We start from the raw sequence: 19139 nt of genomic DNA, 5'->3' as shown, positions 1-19139 counted from the left end.
TTAGTCCTCCTTCCTAAACATTTTGAGCATTCTATCGGTAACTAAGAAACCACCAAAAATATTGATAGATGCTATAACAATTGCTATGAATGAAAGTACTGTTACAAAAATGTTAGTTGAACCTATTTGTAAGATAGCGCCTATTAACACAATACCACTGATAGCATTTGTAACTGACATTAGTGGTGTGTGTAATGCGTGAGTTACGTTTGAAATTACGTAGTAGCCCACAAAAATTGCCAAAGCGAAAATAGTGAGCAGTTTCACCATTTCTAAACCAGCAAATACGCCTATTTGCAATAAAATACCGGAGGCGATTAAAGCTGAGATTAGTTTTGCTATAGAAATTTTCTTAGCTATCTTCTTTTTGTCAGCTTCACTGAGGGCTTTGGTATTAGGTTCTTTTTTAGTTTCAGGTTGTGGCGCAGCTGAAACTTGTACAGGTGGTGGAGGCCAAGTTATATCTTTATCTTTGGTTACAGTTATTGAACGAACGATAACATCTTCAAAGTCGATATTTACTTCTCCGTCTTTATTAGGAGTTAGAAGTTTGAATAAGTTCGCAATGTTATTACCGAACAGTTCAGAAGCCTGAGTTGCTAGGCGAGAAGTGAGGTTGGTTATACCTAGTATAGTAACACCGTTATTTGTAACAACAGTTTCGTCAGCTTTTGAAAGCTCAACGTTACCACCAGTAATAGCTGCCATATCCACTACAACGGAGCCTGGTTTCATTTTTTCCAATGTTTCACGTGAAACAAGGCGTGGAGCTGGACGTCCTGGGATTAGAGCAGTTGTTATTACAATGTCGCTTTGACTGACCTGCTCGTCGTAAATTTTTGCAGCAACTTCTTGTTGGTTTTGGCTCATTTCCTTTGCGTAGCCATCAGTTGAAACTTCAGCGTTTTCAATTAGTGGAATAAAAGTTGCTCCCATTGAATTTACTTGTTCTGCTACTTCTGGACGAACATCACTAGCAAATACTTGGGCACCCATAGAAACAGCTGTGCCAATGGCTGCTAGGCCAGCAATACCAGCACCTATGACATAGACACGAGCAGGAGCCATTTTTCCAGCAGCGGTTACTTGTCCAGAAAGCAAACGACCAAATACGTTAGCTGCCTCAATAATTGCACGATAACCAGCTAAGTTTGCTTGTGATGAAAGAATGTCCATTGACTGCGCACGAGAAATACGTGGCACTGTATCGATTGCTAGAGCAGTAACAGATTTTTCTGATAATTTTTCTAGAAGCTCTGAATTGTTAGAAGGTGCTAGTTTTGAAACAAGATAAGATCCCTCTTTGAGTAACTGTACTTCTTCGTCAGTTGGCTGATTTATCTTTACAACAATATCACTAGCAAAAACATCTTCTTTTGAACCGATAGTTGCTACTTCTTTGTATGTGGAATCAGGATAAGAAGCTTTGTCCCCAGCACCAGTCTCGACAATAATTTCAAAACCAAGTTTTTTAAGTTTCTCAATTGTCTTAGGTGTGGAAGCAACAAGCGTTTCTCCTGACATGCTTTCTTTTGGAATACCAATACGCACTATAACCTCCATTTAATAGTTACCACATATAAGTATAAGGCAAGACAAAGATAGACGCTCAAGAAAATTAGTAAAATATTGGTTTGAATAAAACTTTATTTAGAAAAATAAAACTCTACGATTGTTTTTACAACGTTTCAACACTATAACAAATAAGCAAGCAAATACTACGAAATATTCTAGGAAAGTCACTATTGCGCCACCAGGAATACGAGTTCCAAAGAAATTGTATAGTAAAACGTCGCCAGTTGCTCGAGTTGGTAGTATTTGAGTTATTGTGTTTAATGCTGGTGGAAAACTAATTGCAGGAATAATGTATCCTCCGCTGATAATTAATATAATTGATGTTATTTGAGTAAAAGTTGTTAAATATTTTTTAGGAAATATATCTAGGCATACTGTTGAGAAAAGGAACCAGAAGGTAATAAAAGCAATGGAGTAAACAAATATGGAAAGCAAGTTAGCGTTAGCAAAAACTTTAGGCCACATTATGGCAGTAAATGTCCAGATAAAAAATAAAGTTATAAAAGATAATAAAAGTACTCTGATAAAACTAAAAAATGTTGTGAAAAATATTTTATGTTTTAAAACGGTGTCTTTTGATTCATTGTCTAGTAGTGAAAAGATATGGTGAAAATTTAGAGACAAAATTGTTATAGAAAAAGGTATCGTAAAAATAATAAGTGAAGATAAATTAGATATTGTAATAATTATACCTTCTAATTCATTAGTATTTTCAACGTTATCACTGAAAAGCCAAAGACTTGTAGCAACACCAATCCCTAAAACGAATAAGACAATTACTAAGTCAGAGCGAAAAAAAGATTTTAAATAGCAAGTAAATATTTCAGATAATAGCTTTAGTGAAGATGTAAACGACACCTTAGTATTATGATTTTCTTTAGTCATAGTATATCCTGACTTTTAAAGCTAAAATAATTCAAATTTACTATATTATTAATTATATATTCCTATATGTTTATAATAAAAGTAATGCCACTACTTTACCAAATGCGTTGTTTTCCGAGGTATAAAATGAAAAAATACAATGTGTTGCAACTGTTTATAGCTATAAGTTTATGTTTCAGTTTAACAGCTTGTAGTTATCAAAGTCGCCCAAATGCTGAAGTAAAATCTCTTGAAAGTGCGAGCAAAACGTCTTTCCCTAAAGAGCTAAAAAAATTCTATACTCAAAAAATTAATTGGACGAGTTGTGATGATAAATCTAGTGCTGAGTGTGCAAAAATAATTGCTCCTTTGAATTACGATGACCCAAGTGGGAAAACAATAACTTTGGAAGCTAAGAAAATAAAGGGTAAAAATCCAATCGGCACATTATTTGTAAATCCGGGAGGACCTGGTGGTAGTGGTATAGAGTTTGTCAGTATTTATGCTAATGGTTTAGCTTCTAACTCAGTTTCTGATTCTTATGACATAGTGGGATTCGATCCTCGTGGTGTTGGAAAATCTACACCTGTTAAATGTTTTACTGACAAAGAGATGGATAAATATAGAGAAGAATCGAAACCATCAGTTATTGATAAATCTCATGAAGAAAACGTTAAAGATGTACAAGACTATGCGGCAAAATGTGAAAAAACTTCAGGTGATATATACAAATATATAAATACAATTTCAGTGGCTAAAGATCTTGACATATGGAGACATCTAGTTGGGGATAACTTTTTAAATTACTTTGGTTACTCGTATGGAACATCAGTTGGGGCTACATATATTGATTTATTCCCGAATAATACAGGTCGTATTGTTTTAGATGGTGTTGTAGATACTCAAATAAGTTCAGCTGAACTACAGTATAGCCAAGCAAAAGGCTTTGAGAATGCACTGAACGCTTTTTCTAAAGACTGTATTGAGGGTAAAATCTGTCCTTTTAAGGCTGATACTCCTGAAGAAGTAAGTAAACAAATTATCGAGTTACTGGATAACTTAGGTGATGAAGGTTTAAAGAGTGAAGATGGAAGAAGTGTTAATACTTCGATTGCTCTTCAAGGCATAGTAGCTGGTTTGTATAATTCTGATGCTTACCCTGTTGTTCGTGAGGCATTAGAGGAATTAATTGATTTGAAAAAGGTTGATAAGCTGTTAAGTTTGGCTGATCAGTTATCTGGTAGAGATGAAAAAGGGCATTACGATAACTCTAATGAGGCTTTGCAAACTGTAAATAATTTGGACTATAGTTTAGAAAACTTGACTGATGAAGAGTATAAGGAATTTGATGCAAAAATAATGAAAGATGCTCCAAATATTGGTAAATTTTTTGTTGCTCAGGCTGAATTGATTAGATATTGGCCAGTAAAAGTTCCTAGAGTCCAGGGTGTAAAAGCTGAACCTAAGCATAAGATTCTGATTGTTGGTACAGAGGGGGACCCTGCAACTCCTTACGAAATGGCTGTAAATGTTGCGAAGGATATTAACAATTCGTACTTGTTAACTTGGAAGAATTTCACGCATGGTGCTTATGGGGCTGGGTCTAGTTGTATACAGAGCACTGTAGATAAATATTTGTTAACTGGTAAACTACCTAAAAAGTCAGGGCTTGTGTGTGAGAAGTAAGCAATTTTCTTGAATCTAAGCCAAACTTAGTTTATGTCAAAAAGTTGGGGAGCATTCGGGTACACAATTATCCCAAATGCTCCCCAACTTTATTAAAACGCCCTGCCCATCAGCTAAAGCAATAGTTCATCAGCTAAGCTACAGCCCATCAGCGTTATAACACGGTAGTATTACGGGGCACTAGCCTTACACTAAAACTGTAGCAATCCAAAACTACAGTGTAGTACTTAAACTTTGACCAATCTAAAGTTACAAAAGTAATAAAACTATAGGTGTTGGACTGCACCTAATATTTCAAAGGTAGCAAACTTGAAACTGTGCTTTACAGCTCAATAATTTTCGTAGCAATTTTACGAGCAAATTCATTATCGTGTTCAATGAAAATCATTGTGGGGTCTGCTAAAAGTATTATTTCTTCGAACTGTATTCTGGATTCTAGAAATTGTATAAACGTAGTTTATTGGTTTGTTTAATAGTAAAAACCATTTTTTGTGAATAATATTGCTAATAGAATTTTGGCTCGCTCACCTTTAGATAGTGTTTTAAATGGCTGAAATAGAAGGTTTTCATTTAGTTCTAATAGGCTTGTTTCTTTGAAAAATTTCCATTCTTGTGTAGAAGGGCTGTGTATATTGAATAACTCAATTGCATTTTTATCCTTGTTATTTATTGGTATTACGAATGGAAACTTTTCACATTCAACACTTTTGCTGATAGTTCCTTCGTAATCTACTTCTCCTAAAAGTAACTTGAAAATAGTACTTTTTCCTACTCTATTTCGTCCAATTATTGCTGTTTTCCAATTCGTGTCTAAGGAAAAAGTTACATTTTCAAAAAGTGGTTTAACTGATGAATAATAAAGATTATTTATTTTGATTAACGACATAATGCTCCCATCAAGTTTTATTAAATAGGGAATCTGGTTAAGGATTTGATATGAAGCGTTAAAAATAATTTGTGATTAACAATTTAAACTTCAAATAAGTAAAGTAAGTAAGAAATAAACAGTTGATTCTTTATATAAAGGTTTGAGATAAATTGTATGAATGAATTAACTATTCATTATTACAAGTATATTTTCATAGCTGATAGTCTAGCAAATACTTTACTTTGTTGCTAATTTTTATGAGATTAAAGTTATAGCGTTTCTTTTGGTCATAGTATATAGTTGGTTTACTTAACACAAGTAATGGGTATGGTAATTAGTATGAAGAGTTATCAGAATAAGGCTGAGCTAAAGAGTGAAATAGAAAAAGCTTACGCAAAATATATACTTGAATTCGAGGTTGTACCAGAGCATTTGAAAGATAGTTCTTGTGAAGGTATAGATAGAACACCTGCTGAAAATTTAGCTTATCAGGTTGGATGGACAACTTTGCTTTTGAAATGGGAAAATGACGAAAAGGCGGGTTTAGAAGTTAAAACTCCTTCTGCAGATTTTAAATGGAACCAGCTGGGAGAACTATATAAATGGTTTAATGAAACTTACGCACATTTGTCTTTGAAAGAGTTGAAAAAAATTCTTGATCACAATGTCGCTGAGATTTGTGTAATGGTTGATAACATGAGCGAAACTGAACTTTTTGAACCTCATCAGAGGAAGTGGGCAGATGAAGCTACAAAGACAGCTGTTTGGGAAGTTTGGAAATTTATTCGAGTAAATACTATAGCTCCTTTTACTACTTTTAGGACAAAAATCAGGAAATGGAAGAAGAATATGCTTTAAGCTGTGTTGTAGTGTGTGCTGATTTATTCGAGTTTTTAAACTTTATGTTCTATTTCTTTGTTATTTGTATAAGAAGATTGCTTGTAATGATGGAATAAAGTTGTCTGGTTAGTGTGTAGAAAATTGTTAAGTTCCGTTAAAGTAATGCAGATATGAGAAAATGTTTTGTTAGATACCCACAGATAATGTGGAGTGTTAAAGGTTGCTAAAAAGGAGGAGGTATATATTTTCTTATCTTATGAGGGATAAAGATAGGTTGTGAATAAGCCTATCTATAAAGTAGCTTTATACTAGGGTAGATAGTGGATAACATTTTATTCGTTAGGATTTAGTTAAAACTACAAAACCTTACAGAATGAAAATCTTTCTGAGAAAATCGAAATTATTATAACTGTCGTTGTTTTACCATCGTAGGTTTGGATTGAAATATTTTAGGAAATAGACGTAAAAACAGTCCAACTTACAGTTTGTGTTAATGAGATTTACAAGTGGAGCCACTTAAGGGACTCGAACCCTCGACCTATTCATTACGAGTGAATTGCTCTACCAGCTGAGCTAAAGTGGCATTTTCAACAAGTAAATTCTACCTTGTTTTTTAGCTTATTCAAAGTTGCCTAATTATATAAGCATTTTCTGTTTTATTTTACGCATTACCTAAGTGCTACAGTGCTTTTATTAATAGCTTATTAGATAAATATTTATCACGAATTTAGAAATATACTATAAAGTTTTTTTATACACAAACTACGCCATTGTAATTTTTTCAAATTTCCGTATTTTTAATTGTAATTTTATCTATGAATGTGAATAACTTGTGCATAACTGTGGAAAACATACCTATTTATCCACAAATATCCTAAAGTTATCCACAGGTTACTAGTTAAAACTTCCTAGCAAAAGACATTATTTAGATATAATATATAGTTGATATATGTTGTGACACACGTACTTTGTCTTTAACATAGCACTACATTTAGGTTTATTATGGTTGATTTTGTTGACAGTTCTTTTGACAGATTACCTCCTCAGGATTTGGCGGCTGAGGAGTCGGTTTTGGGTGCGATGTTGTTGTCTAAGGACGCTATTGCTGATGTTGTTGAGAGAGTTCGGGGTGGGGATTTTTATAAGCCTGCTCATGAGGTAATTTTTGAGGTCATTTTAGGACTTTATGCTAAAGGTGAGCCTGCTGATGCTATTACTGTTGTGGCTGAGCTTACTCGTGCTGGTAAGTTGGAACAGATTGGTGGTGCTCAGTATATACACACTTTGATTGCTGGTGTTCCAACTGCTACGAATGCTGAGTATTATGCTCGAATCGTAAAAGAGCAATCTGTTTTACGTAAGCTTGTACAAGCTGGTACTAGGATTACTCAGCTTGGCTACTCGTGTGATGGTAGTGAGGTTGACGCTATTGTTAACGAGGCTCAGACTGAGATTCTGTCTGTTACTAATGACAAATCTGGCGAAGACTATGTAAAGATTGGAGCTATCTTAGAGTCTACTATTGATGAGATTGAAAAAAATGGTAGTAAGACAGATTCTATTTTGGGTGTGCCTACTGGTTTTAATGATTTAGATGCTTTGCTTGGTGGTTTACAAGCTGGTCAAATGATTATTGTTGCTGCTCGTCCTGCTATGGGTAAATCGACTTTGGCTTTGGATTTTTGTCGTTATGCATCTATTCGTCAAAATATGGCTTCTGTGATTTTTTCTCTTGAAATGTCTCGTCAAGAAATAACGATGAGAATGCTAGCTGCTGAATCTCGAGTGTTCTTATCCTCCCTTAGAAAAGGGTCTTTGAAAGAAGGAGATTGGACTAGGATTGCTGAAGTGATGTCTAGGGTTAGTGACGCTCCTTTATTTATTGATGATTCTCCTAATATGTCTATGAATGAGATTAGGGCTAAGTGTAGAAGATTGAAACAACAAGAGAATTTACAGTTGATTGTTGTTGACTACTTACAGCTTATGACTTCTGGTAAACGTGTGGAATCTCGTCAGCAAGAGGTTTCAGAGTTTTCACGTTCTTTGAAATTGTTGGCTAAGCAGTTAGAGATTCCTATTGTTGCTGTTGCTCAGCTTAACCGTGGACCTGAACAGCGTACTGATAAGAAACCTATGATGGCTGATTTGCGTGAATCTGGTTCTTTGGAGCAGGACGCTGACGTGATTATGCTGTTACATCGTCCTGAAGTTTTTGACGAGACAGCTCGTCCAGGTGAGGCTGATATTATTGTTGCTAAACATCGTAACGGTGAGACTAGGACGATTCCTGTAGCATTTCAAGGACACTTTGCAAGATTTGCAAACATGGCAAAAGAAGAAGCGTAATTGTAACCGATTAATCGTATTGTTGAGTCGTTTTAGTTAAATAAAACTCAAAGTCATAAAAAGCTAGGACTAGCAAAACCACAAGTAAAAGTAGTGTATTTAAATTGCTATATACCTAGCTTGAAGAACTTTCTAAAACCTAAGCTATCTTTATCACGTATAAATAAATTAGAGTAAATAGAATAGTTAAAGTTCACTAGATAAGCGAAAAATGTTACGAATATAGCGAAAACAAAAACATGGAATCCAAAAATTTCCCAAGCTAAAATACTTGCACCTAAAAAAGTATTAGTGGCTGCAGCAAAAACAGCTACAAAACCTAAAGCAGCACATAAAACTGGTGATATCCCTACGATTGAGCCTATCCAGAACCCGAAACATACTCCTATTGAAAACAAAGGAGTCACTTCCCCACCAAAGAAGCCGGCAGCTAAACAAAGAACAGTAAATAACAACTTTAAACACCAGTCAAACCAATAAATATGTGGATTAGAACTAAAAAATACATCGTTTATGAAATTTATTCCCAGTCCCGTATAGCGGCCTTGAAAAGTAAAAAGTAAGAGTGGAGCTAAAAAGATGGAAGAAATAAAAATCCTAAATAACGAATTAGGTAGTATTATTTCTACAAAACGTCTCAGATTTTTGAGTAAAGCACTAAATAAAAAACCAATTAATCCAAATAAAACTCCAAGGAAAACTAATTTGAGAATTACAGAAGTCGAAAAAATAGGCAAAGCAACTCCAGAAAAATCTACCTCAAATTTTTTTAAACCCACTAAAGTTGAAATTCCAAAAGAAACAAAAGAAGATAAAAAAGTTGGAATAATAGCAAATAAAAACAAATCATTAACAATTAATAACTCGAAAGCAAAAACTATAGCGGCAAAAGGCACATGAAAAAGTCCAGCAAACCCAGCTGCAAACCCACAAACTAGCAACGTTTTACGTATACGATCAAATTCTTTGAAAGTATACAGTGCTTTTATACGTTTAGTGAAAGCATCAGAAATAGTGGCTCCAATTTGCATTGCAACACCTTCGCGTCCAACACTCGCACCGACAACATGACTAGTCCAAGTACCAATCATAATGAAAGGCATATAGCGAAATGGAATATGCTCTATTTTAGTACCGAGACAACATATTCTAAATACGTCACTCAAAACATTTCTGGGCATAAAGCGGTTTCTCACCCAAATTAGCAAAGAGGCAACTATAGGCATGGACGCCAAGAAATAAAATAAGTGCTCAGAACGTAAATATGTAATTTCTAATAAAACATACCCACATAAAGCTGTAAACAATCCAGTCAAAATTCCAAGAAGCCCAGCAACAAGACAAACTACTAGATACGTAACAAAGTCATTGTACTTATAACTGAAATGACCGTCATTGTTCATTTGTGGACTCTTTTCTGTTACATAAAACTAAAGTAAATCTTTCTTTTGACAATATTGCAATGCAATCCATCCCAACGGTATACGTATCCAAAAAGAAATTACTCTATATAAAAGCACTGTTGAAACTGCAATACCAGTTGAAATACCGATTATTCGTAATGCACCAGATAAAGCTAATTCTACCCCTCCTATTCCTCCAGGAGAAGGTAATGAAGAACCGACTTGATTGGCAGTTACAAAAGCTATAAAAATTGAAGCATAAGAATAGTTACTAGTAAAAGCGCATAAAACAAAATAAAAGGAAGTGGCATAGCCTAGAGTCACAATAAGACTTCCCAAAACACCAAATAGTAAACGTTTAGGGTCTTTAAGAACCCAAGTAAATAGAGGTTTTACTTGTGCATAGTAGCTAGAAAGCTTAGTTTTGAACCAATTATAGAAAGGTGGATAAGCAAAAATAGATAAAACCACTAATACAAAAAATCCGACACCAATAGCTATTGCTCCCCAAGGTAGAGAAAACTCAGGATAAGAGCTTGAAACTATACAAGCAATAAGGATTAAAGAAACAAGGGTGAATAATGGTATGGTTTGAGACAAGATAACAATAGCAACACTTAGAGCCATACTTATTTTATGTTTATGTAAAAACCTTACATTTAAAGCCATAATTCCAAGGCCAGCTGGTGCTATCAGAGAAATAACACCCCCAGCAATATGCATGACTATAGTATCCCATAGCTTTATTTTTTTAGGAGTAAACGCCAATAAAGCTAAAGAAGCTCCGTAGTACGGAATTAGTGAAAATAAGAAAGCAATCCCTAACATAGAATAGTCAGCTTTTTTAGCAGCGTTTAAAACATTTTCGTAGTCAAAACCTAAGATTACAGTGAAAATAGTTACTACAAATAATGTAACCATTATTAATATTTTAATTTTTTTTCTATCAACTGACGATAAGTTTAACTCTGGGACGGTATTCGTAGGATTTTCTAAAGAATTATAGTTTTCTTCAAAGAAAAATTTATCTGAAATTTCTATATTAGAGTCTGAAGCATGTTCAGTTTTTGGGTACGATAAAGCATTTTTATGACAATTATCATCGGATTTCTCGTTTTTTTTAAAAATACTGAACATAAATATACATTATAGAACTTTGTAAAAACAATTTCATTCACTATTAGCTAATGCACTCTAATAAGTTATTTATTAGCTATTATTGCTCTGAAATATTGTACTTTTTACTAGCTTCATTCATTTGTTTTCTACATATAATAAACGATAAGCAGTTCAAAACCATAGCTATAACAATTGAAAATGTTGGTACCCACCAATTTCCTGAAAGTGAATATAAAGCTCCCATAAGAATTGGACCTATAGCTGCAATAATATAACCTACGCCTTGAGTAAAGGCAGATATTGAAGAAATGATTGTTTTATCTGGATGAGAAGCTATCAAAGTTAATCCAACAGGGTAAGTTACACCCTGACATATACCAGCTATTACACTGGCAATAATTGCTAATGTGCCACCTATTGGGAAACATAGAGCGGTTATTATGTATATTCCGTAGAAAACAGTAGATGCGAGTTTATAGTTTTTAGCGTTGAATAAAAATGGAGCAAGCAAAGATCCGAATATAGCGATAGTGTTGAAAGTCGTGAATAATATACTGTTAGTTTTTACACTAAAACCTGTGCTTTCGAATATAGTAGGTAGCCAAGTCATAAAATTATAGTAAATTAAACTTTGAATACCCATAAATAACGCTATTGTCCAAGCCAAAGGCATTACTAGAAGTTCACGCATAGGTATATATTTAACTTCAGCCATTTTCTCTTCATTGCCATCTGGCACATAAAAATCTTCATTTGAATTTTTAGATTTCTTTTTCTTCCTGAGGCTAGGAAGTTTTATGACTCCAGCATGAGAAATTAGCCAGAAAAATATTGTCAAAACTGATGGAATTGACCATAGAGATAAAGCTAAATTCCAAGAAAAGCCATAAGAAACCAGAAAAGGAACTGACATAGCCCCTATACCTGAGCCGATGTTGACTATAAATGTGAAAATCCCCATTGCCCAAGCAATTTTATGTGGATAGTGTGCACGCAATGTTACAGCAAAAAGTACATTTGCTATAGAAGTTCCAATACCAATACATAAACTAGAAAAAATCAGAACTGAAGAATAAGGTAAAGCTCTTATCAAAGTACCTATAGTTATTAGAACAAGAGCTAGAGTCATAGATGCAGTAATACCTAGGCGTTTTTGGATACTAGGTGTAACAAAAGCAAATACCCCAAAGCATATCAAAGGTATAGTTGTCGTAGCACCAGCAAGCTCGTTAGATAGATTTAATTGGTGCTGTACGGTAGGTAAGACCGGTGGTAAGGTTGCAATAATTGATCTAAGAATTATAGCTAACCAAAATAAAGCTACTAAAAACAACAATTTTTGCGCACGAGTGCTTTTCATTTTCCCCTACCTATTTTTATATATAACCCTTTTACAGTCTATACCATATAAGGTAAATACAAGTAGAAATAATGCTAGATTTTGGTATATAGAAAAGTAATATTTAACACAAAATTGCTACTATTAAACAAGATTTATTTCTTACGTATTACAGAGAGTTTTTGTTTTACTATATTTATGCATGAATCGATTTCAGGTATTTTCACAATAGTTAGACCTGCTATGTAAATAACAAGCATTATAGTTCCAATGAATGATAACTCTATGAAAGCAAGTGAAAAACGGTTCAAAGTTCCTTGTAATAATACAGGCGATGTAAATATCAAATTAGAGATAGTTAAACCAACAAAAGCTGAAAATAGCATTACTAAGTATTCTTTCAAATAGTTAGTAAGCAAGTATCTGTATGAAATTATAGGGAAAGTATGTTTTAAATACAGCGATTGTACAAAAGTTACTGTAACGAAAGCTATACAACTTACAGCACAAAAACCAGCTACCCAATATTTAGGTGTAAAAATATAAGGTATTAGTATAGCTCCCAAGGATAGTATACAAGCACGCGGAATCTCAAAGAAGAAAGCATTTTTAGTTTTCTCGTAAGCGAAAAGAACACGAGTATTTATAGTTATAAATGCTTGGAATGGTATACAAATACACATTATTGCTAGTACTTGAGCGATAGCAACTATCTCGTATGTTGGTCGAGAGGGTCCAACTAAAGTTGCTAAAGGTACAGCTAATACCATCATAGTTAGGGAAGCAAATATTGATATGCTACTCAAAACTGTGCTGGTAAACATGTAGTCTTTGCTCATTTGTTCGTTTTCACCACTAGCAGCTTGGTTTGATAGTTTTGTAAACAGTGCTGTGATAATTGAAGTAGTTACTAAAGATTGAGGAATTATGTAAATCAAATAAGCAAAGCTATAAACAGTTATTGATGGTATGAACTGTGAAGCTCTTTCACCGTATGCTTGCGCTGATGAAGCAATATTACTTATGAGCAGTAGTTCTACTTGGGATAAAGCAACAACTCCAAAAGCCCATAGAGCCATTTTAGAAGTATGCTTCATTCCGTAACCACGTACTCCCCAAACTAAACGCAGTTTAAATCCTGTACGTTTTATTATAGGTATCAATATTAGAGCTTGTGCTATTACGCCCAGAGTACCAGTTCCAGCAATCAGCATTATTTTTTCGAAAGTCCAGAATGAAAGTTGCTGAGTTGTATTTGGGCTGGCAAAACCGAAGAAATATATGAATACACCAAGTCCTGCTATTGAAATAATATTATTCAGAACAGGTGCCCACATATAAGGACCAAAAGAGTATTTAGCGTTTAAAACTTGTCCGTACAAAACATATAAACCATAGAAAAATATTTGTGGTAAGCACCAGAAAGCAAATGCCACAGCTAATGCTTTCCAACCAGCTGGCATGTTATAAGCAAATATTGAAACGAGCAATGCGCTACCAGCGGTGGCTAAAACTGTTATGGTGAGTAAAATTGTTGCTGCTGTTGTGAGCAATCTGTTTACAAATTCATCGCCATTTTTCTTCCTAAAAGCACGAACAATCTGAGGCACTAGAATTGCGTTTAACACACCGCCGGCTAAAAGATTAAAGATTGTGTTAGGTAAAGTATTGGCTACGTTAAAAGCATCATGAGCTCCAAAAGCACCTAAGGTCGCTAATAGCAAAGCGGAACGGACCAAACCTAAAATTCGCGAAACAAATGTTCCAGCAAACATTACCAGAGATGATTTTGCTAGTGAGTTATTTGATGGTTCAGCTACAGGGTTTTGTGGCTTAGCTGAGTTATTTAGGGGCTCAGCATTTTGCCCTTGATTTCGCGAAGTCTTATTAGGCTGTTTTTCTTCAGCTTTATCTGAAAGTACTTTTGTGCTGTTGAGGTCAGTTTTGCTTAGTTTTTCGACAAGTGAACTAGGTGTTGTGTAGTTTTGATTTACAGCATAATTTATATCAGCGTTTTCGCAACTTGTGTTTCTTGAGATGTTGGCGTTTATGTGTTCGTTGTGTTGCTCAGCATTTATGCATTTTTCACATTTATACTCTTTGAAGTCTCCAAAATTATTAGCTACAGAATTATCTACTAAGTTATATTTACTTGATAGACTTTGATTTCCTTTATTTTCAGGACTTTCATCGCAGTTTTCGTGGGTATCATTTAAGGTATCAAAATAGGTATCATTTTTTTCAACACTAGAACTATTTTTTAAACTAGATTCTGTGTTGTTTACTAAGTTGTATTGATTATTTTCAGAGGATACACTGTCTTGACTAATGCCTTTATTAGACGAGTTATCTGATGTCAATTTTCTACCTCCACGAAAAACTTTAGACTAGTAATTCAAAAAATCAACTTTATTTTTCTTATGAATTACCGATAATCTTTTTACATGATACCTTTTTTATAGCCTATTTCCATTATATTTTTGGAGTTTGATGTGAAAATTAGTACAAGTAGTTGTGTGATTTAAATGTCAGATTTTTCAGCTGTACTTAGGTTTGAAGTATCTTCATTCATACGTTTCTTATTACGATATATGTTTCTGAAAAGACCTGCTCCGAATAGTAATCCCAGTAATATAGCTGTGACTATTGTTCCTGTATCTTCCCAATTGGCTTTTACATTTATTGTTACTGTTGGAGAAATAATAATGTCTTGGTAATAACTATTTGTGAGGATAAAGTTAACATTTACTTGTCCATTAGCTATTGCTTTTACTGGTATTTCGGTAACAGTAGTACCAAAAGCAGGGACTTGAATATTTTTCTTACCCCCAGATTGTAATAAAGTATGGGAGCTGGAAATAGTCATATCTGCTTTGATTGGGTAGGACAGAGTATTTGTAATCGTGACTGGGATATGAGTTTTAGAGTTAATTAGATTTATATGTTTTGAAGGGATAATTTTTATTTTGTTAGTAATTTGTTCTGCTTTATTGTTTAAATTTCTAACATACTGATCTCTATATATTGGGTTTTCCCAGTTTTTAAAAACATTAAGGGCTAGGTTGTTGAATTTTTTATCTAAATTATTGTTTTCTTTTATAATAGATTTGAGTTTTTCAATAGTTTTTTTACCTGTGCTAAGTTCATTTACAGCAAGAGTTAAAAATTTTAGGTTTTCAGGTTGCTCAGTATTTACAGTATAAATATTTTGTTTATTAGCATTTATAAATTCGCTGTATTTAAGGTTTTGTACCCAACTTGTAAGAGATAAATCTTCGAGTGTTTTTATAGCATGAGCTTGTGCTTGGAAATTATTTGGTAGTTTTATTAGAAATTGTCTTGAATCGTTAGGTCTTTGCCTCGTAATTATTGCAGTATGTGCAAGCAGTAGTTGTCGTAAGTTTAACTGTGATATTGATGAATCACTGAACAAATCAGACATTTCTTGGTCAACTATGCTTAGAGATTTATCGCCAAATGATGTTATTCCACTAGGGCTATAGGACAAATTTGTTTTTGTTTTTACCGACTTTTCACTCACGATTAGGTTGCTTATACCTTCAGGTGTGGACTGATTTTCAGTTATATTGTTGCTGTCAGCAAATAAAATGTCGCTGTGTATTTTTGCTGTTGGGAAAAGGTGTGAAAGATTTTTCTTGCTTTCATTTAAGCTTTCTATTTCAAATGGATTATTTCTAAGCTGAGACATTTGTAATAGATTTGCGTTAGCGTATGGTAAGGCTATTATTTCAGGTTTATCAAGACTGTTAAAACTTTGTAGTAAGTTTTTTTGGAAAGTATTTAAGCTATCTGTTTTTTTATAAGTATGTTGCGTCTCAGTTGCTTTTTGTTTTTCTTCATTAGTTTTAGCACTCATTTTTGTAAAGTTGGACGAAGTGTTGTCAAAAAGTGCAGGATCAACAGCTAAAGTAACTGAAGGTATGCTCGATAACTTCATTAGGTTAAGTAAACGTTCTCTGCCCTTTTCTGTGGAAGGCGGTGTTACTTCTGTTTGTTGTGATTTAAGTAGTTCTTCGTCAGTTGATGTGACAGGTGCTAAGACTGATAATTTAGTTTTTTCAACTTTTGCTTTACTGTCCCAGATTAGAAATGTTGAGTCAAAAACGCTTGGAAAGTAATTATCATTATTTGTTGAAGCATGATTTTTGCTATTTTTTGGAGTCTCTGGTACCTGGTTTTGGTTTTCAGGAACTAGTTCTAAAGTAATTTTTCTAGGACCCCATTCGCTGGGATTGTTTAAAGGTAAGAGTTCTCTATCTATAACTAAAGATTTATTGTTCACGCCTGGTGTTATCTCAGTGATTTGCTTAGATTCAACTAATTCATACTCAGTGTAAGTTTTAGTTTTTAGTTGCTTTTTTAAATTTAGTCTACTAATAGGGGTTTTTTTCTCTACATATACGTTTAAATTTGCGTTCGTATAGGTATTATTTGTGTTGTTAGTCACTCTTAATGTAAATGATATTTTTTTGTCATCGTAAATCGTTTTAGGCGACATATCAACAATAGATAAGTCTAGTTTTTTTGTATCTTTATTGGCGTCTTTAGGGGTAGTTATTTTTACAGCATTTAGTGTATTCACGGTTGCATTTGCTGTGAGTACATTTAAAGATGTGACCATAAGGATTACTGTTAGTAAACAAGACATAAAAATTATAGATAAATGCTTTATAAAGTTTATGTCATTGTGTCTATGCATCTTCATCCTTGCAATTATGTCAAACAGCTCATTAAATTATTCTCTTGTAGTAAATTCTAGTTTATTAATAAGTCAATTGCCATATTCACTATGCGTCGCTCATTTGGGTAGGCTAGTTGTGATGAAACTTTTTCTAGTTCCACCCAAGCAACATCTTCTGCTTCATGATCAGGATCATTTTCTATGGTTAACTCACCGCTTAAAGCTTCAAGTAAAAAATGATGTACGACTTTATGTACACGCTTTTTAGTACCAACGAACCAGTATGAAATTGTTGACAAATGCTTTAAAGGTCTGCCATATATTCCAGTTTCTTCAAATATTTCTCGAACAGCGGCTTCTGGAGCAGTTTCTTTTCCTTCTAAATGTCCCTTTGGCAGGCACCACTCTAGTTTCCCGGCACGATTGCGCCTAGAAATTACTGCTACGTATCCTTTGCCATCTTCGACTTTAAGAATAATTCCGCCTGCTGAAGTCTCGTGTACTATAGGCAGATGTGAGTTTTTAGTACGCAAAGTTTTTATAGGTAGCTTAGGATCAAGATTGTTGTGCTTTAAGGACATATTAATTACTTTAACTGATAATGAAAAAAAAGATAGTCATAATAATGATGAAATTCAATTTTTAAGTTAAAATTTTTCTTTCAGCGTTAAAGTTTACTTTGCTTATAGTATTTTACTTTAATGGGCTAATATATTTGTGTATCAACTTTTTATATATTTAAGGAAAAAATGCAGGATAATACAGCTCTATATGCTAATGCATTAAAAGTTTTGTCAGATTTACCAGAATCAATAATGGACTTAGCTACAAAATTTGCCGAAGAAGGTTTTGACTTAGCTTTAGTTGGAGGTCCTGTTAGAGATGCCTTTTTAGGATTGTCTCCCCACGATTTTGATTTTACAACTTCTGCTCTTCCTGATGATACTGAACGTATTTTACGCACTTGGGGTACCACTTGGGCTATAGGTAAAGAATTTGGGACAATCGGTGCAAAACATGGTGATGTGGTTGTAGAAGTGACTACTTATCGTGATGAAAAATATGACATTGAAAGCAGGAAACCCTTAGTAGCTTTTGGGGATAACCTTGAAGGTGATTTGTCTCGTCGAGATTTCACAGTTAATTCTATGGCTATGCGTTTACCTGCAATGGTACTTGTTGATCCTTACAATGGTCTAGATGACTTAGCTAACGGAATTTTGCGAACACCAGTTGGTGCTAAACAGTCTTTTGATGATGATCCTTTGAGGATAATGAGGGCTGCTCGTTTTTCTGCGCAATTGGGTTTTGAAGTTGCTACAGATGTTTATGAAGCAATGTCTGAAATGAAGGACCGTCTTGAAATAGTTTCAGCTGAAAGAGTTCAAGCAGAGTTAGTTAAACTAATTTGTTCTTCACATCCTCGCAAGGGCTTAGAACTACTTGTTGATACAGGCGTGTGCGATATTGTTTTACCAGAATTTAGTGCTTTGAGAGAAACTGTTGATGAGCATAATAGACATAAGGATGTTTACGAGCACACTTTGACGGTTTTAGACAAAGCCATTGCTTTAGAAACTGATGATCAAGGTCCAGTTCCAAAACCTGATTTTAAGTTACGTTTTTCAGCAATAATGCATGATGTTGGTAAACCAGCTACTCGTAAATTTGAAGAAGATGGAACGGTTTCATTCCACCACCATGAATTAGTGGGTGCAAAAATGACTTATAAGCGTATGCGTGCTTTGAAGTTTGATAAGCAAACAATAAAAGATGTTACCCATTTAGTTGCTCTACATTTGCGTTTTCATGGTTATAGTGAGGGAGCTTGGACGGATTCAGCTGTACGTCGGTATATTGCTGATGCCGGTCCTATGTTAGAGCGTTTAAATCGTTTAACTCGTTCAGACTGTACTACTCGGAATAAGCGTAAAATTCAGATATTGTCAGCAGCTTATGATGATTTAGAAAACAGAATTCAAAGGTTACGCGAAGAGGAAGAACTTGCTGCTATCAGACCAGAGCTTGACGGTGAAGAAATAATGCAGTTGTTGCAGTTATCACCTGGACCTCAGGTTGGAAAAGCGTATAAGTTTTTGCTTAATTTACGTCTAGATGAAGGTATGCTAGGTAAAGAAGCTGTTACTGAGCGTTTGTTACAGTGGTGGGAAGAAAATAAATAATCTGAGATTTAGATAAAACATTTTATTTATTTACTTGTGTTACTTGTTTTGAGTCTAGTTTTTCTTTCCTTGATTTCGGTAAAACTTTTTAATCATGTGTTTAATGTAGCTATTTTTGTTACTTTCATACTGTTTGCGTATAGATTTGAAATTTACTTCGGTTTGTTAAGTTTTGTGTCATTGTGATAAGTCTTTATGAAATACTTTATTT

General features: G+C 34.1%; 13 protein-coding genes and 1 tRNA gene. 4 read left to right on the top strand and 10 right to left on the bottom strand.

The features are described from left to right. Complete coding sequence (locus HCQ94_RS06125; RefSeq protein ID WP_166982659.1) at positions 1 to 1551, bottom strand: Re/Si-specific NAD(P)(+) transhydrogenase subunit alpha; 1551 nt, start codon at positions 1549 to 1551, stop codon at positions 1 to 3. Between the two features lie 99 nt (positions 1552 to 1650). After that, positions 1651 to 2460 carry a hypothetical protein gene (locus HCQ94_RS06120; protein WP_166982657.1) on the bottom strand — a complete coding sequence of 270 codons (810 nt, stop codon included), beginning with the start codon at positions 2458 to 2460 and terminating at the stop codon, positions 1651 to 1653. Between the two features lie 126 nt (positions 2461 to 2586). Between HCQ94_RS06120 and HCQ94_RS06115 the strand changes: the two genes are divergently transcribed. After that, the gene (locus tag HCQ94_RS06115) at positions 2587 to 4125 is read left to right on the top strand and encodes an alpha/beta hydrolase (RefSeq protein WP_166982655.1); all 1539 of its coding nucleotides are present in this window, start codon (positions 2587 to 2589) and stop codon (positions 4123 to 4125) included. Between the two features lie 469 nt (positions 4126 to 4594). On the opposite strand, the gene HCQ94_RS06110 is transcribed toward HCQ94_RS06115, so the two are convergent. Further along, entirely contained in the window at positions 4595 to 5011 is a 417-nt protein-coding gene (locus HCQ94_RS06110) for an ATP-binding cassette domain-containing protein (RefSeq protein WP_166982653.1), read from the bottom strand. 321 nt (positions 5012 to 5332) lie between these two features. On the opposite strand from HCQ94_RS06110, the gene HCQ94_RS06105 reads away from it, so the two are divergent. Next, on the top strand, positions 5333 to 5851 hold the full coding sequence (locus HCQ94_RS06105) for a ClbS/DfsB family four-helix bundle protein (RefSeq protein ID WP_166978232.1): 519 nt from the start codon (positions 5333 to 5335) through the stop codon (positions 5849 to 5851). Between the two features lie 489 nt (positions 5852 to 6340). Here HCQ94_RS06105 and HCQ94_RS06100 read toward each other — a convergent pair. After that, a tRNA-Thr gene (locus tag HCQ94_RS06100) sits at positions 6341 to 6416 on the bottom strand. 419 nt (positions 6417 to 6835) lie between these two features. On the opposite strand from HCQ94_RS06100, the gene dnaB reads away from it, so the two are divergent. After that, on the top strand, positions 6836 to 8182 hold the full coding sequence (gene dnaB / locus HCQ94_RS06095; protein WP_166978233.1) for a replicative DNA helicase: 1347 nt from the start codon (positions 6836 to 6838) through the stop codon (positions 8180 to 8182). A 107-nt stretch (positions 8183 to 8289) separates the two neighbouring features. Here the strand turns inward: dnaB and HCQ94_RS06090 are convergent, their stop codons facing one another. The 6 genes from HCQ94_RS06090 to HCQ94_RS06065 form a co-directional block, all read right to left on the bottom strand. Further along, on the bottom strand, positions 8290 to 9585 hold the full coding sequence (locus HCQ94_RS06090; protein WP_166978235.1) for a chloride channel protein: 1296 nt from the start codon (positions 9583 to 9585) through the stop codon (positions 8290 to 8292). Positions 9586 to 9612: 27 nt separating this feature from the next. Next, the gene (locus HCQ94_RS06085) at positions 9613 to 10722 is read right to left on the bottom strand and encodes a lysylphosphatidylglycerol synthase transmembrane domain-containing protein (RefSeq protein ID WP_166982651.1); all 1110 of its coding nucleotides are present in this window, start codon (positions 10720 to 10722) and stop codon (positions 9613 to 9615) included. A 79-nt stretch (positions 10723 to 10801) separates the two neighbouring features. Further along, the gene (locus HCQ94_RS06080; RefSeq protein WP_166978239.1) at positions 10802 to 12064 is read right to left on the bottom strand and encodes an MFS transporter; all 1263 of its coding nucleotides are present in this window, start codon (positions 12062 to 12064) and stop codon (positions 10802 to 10804) included. 134 nt (positions 12065 to 12198) lie between these two features. Beyond that, positions 12199 to 14403 carry a murein biosynthesis integral membrane protein MurJ gene (gene murJ / locus HCQ94_RS06075; RefSeq protein WP_166982649.1) on the bottom strand — a complete coding sequence of 735 codons (2205 nt, stop codon included), beginning with the start codon at positions 14401 to 14403 and terminating at the stop codon, positions 12199 to 12201. A gap of 161 nt (positions 14404 to 14564) precedes the next feature. Next, a complete protein-coding gene (locus HCQ94_RS06070; RefSeq protein WP_166982647.1) occupies positions 14565 to 16763 on the bottom strand; it encodes a DUF6049 family protein in 2199 nt (732 codons plus the stop codon). Positions 16764 to 16819: 56 nt separating this feature from the next. Then, on the bottom strand, positions 16820 to 17326 hold the full coding sequence (locus HCQ94_RS06065; protein ID WP_166978245.1) for an NUDIX hydrolase: 507 nt from the start codon (positions 17324 to 17326) through the stop codon (positions 16820 to 16822). 168 nt (positions 17327 to 17494) lie between these two features. Here HCQ94_RS06065 and HCQ94_RS06060 point away from each other — a divergent pair, with 168 nt between their 5' ends. After that, positions 17495 to 18928 (top strand): CCA tRNA nucleotidyltransferase, encoded by a 1434-nt coding sequence (locus HCQ94_RS06060; RefSeq protein WP_166982645.1) that lies wholly within the window; start codon positions 17495 to 17497, stop codon positions 18926 to 18928. Positions 18929 to 19139 lie beyond the last annotated feature (211 nt).

It is taken from the genome of Actinomyces sp. zg-332 (assembly GCF_011751945.2).
Classification (GTDB): Bacteria; Actinomycetota; Actinomycetes; order Actinomycetales; family Actinomycetaceae; genus ZJ293.
This window is presented reverse-complemented; position numbering and strand designations above follow the sequence as displayed.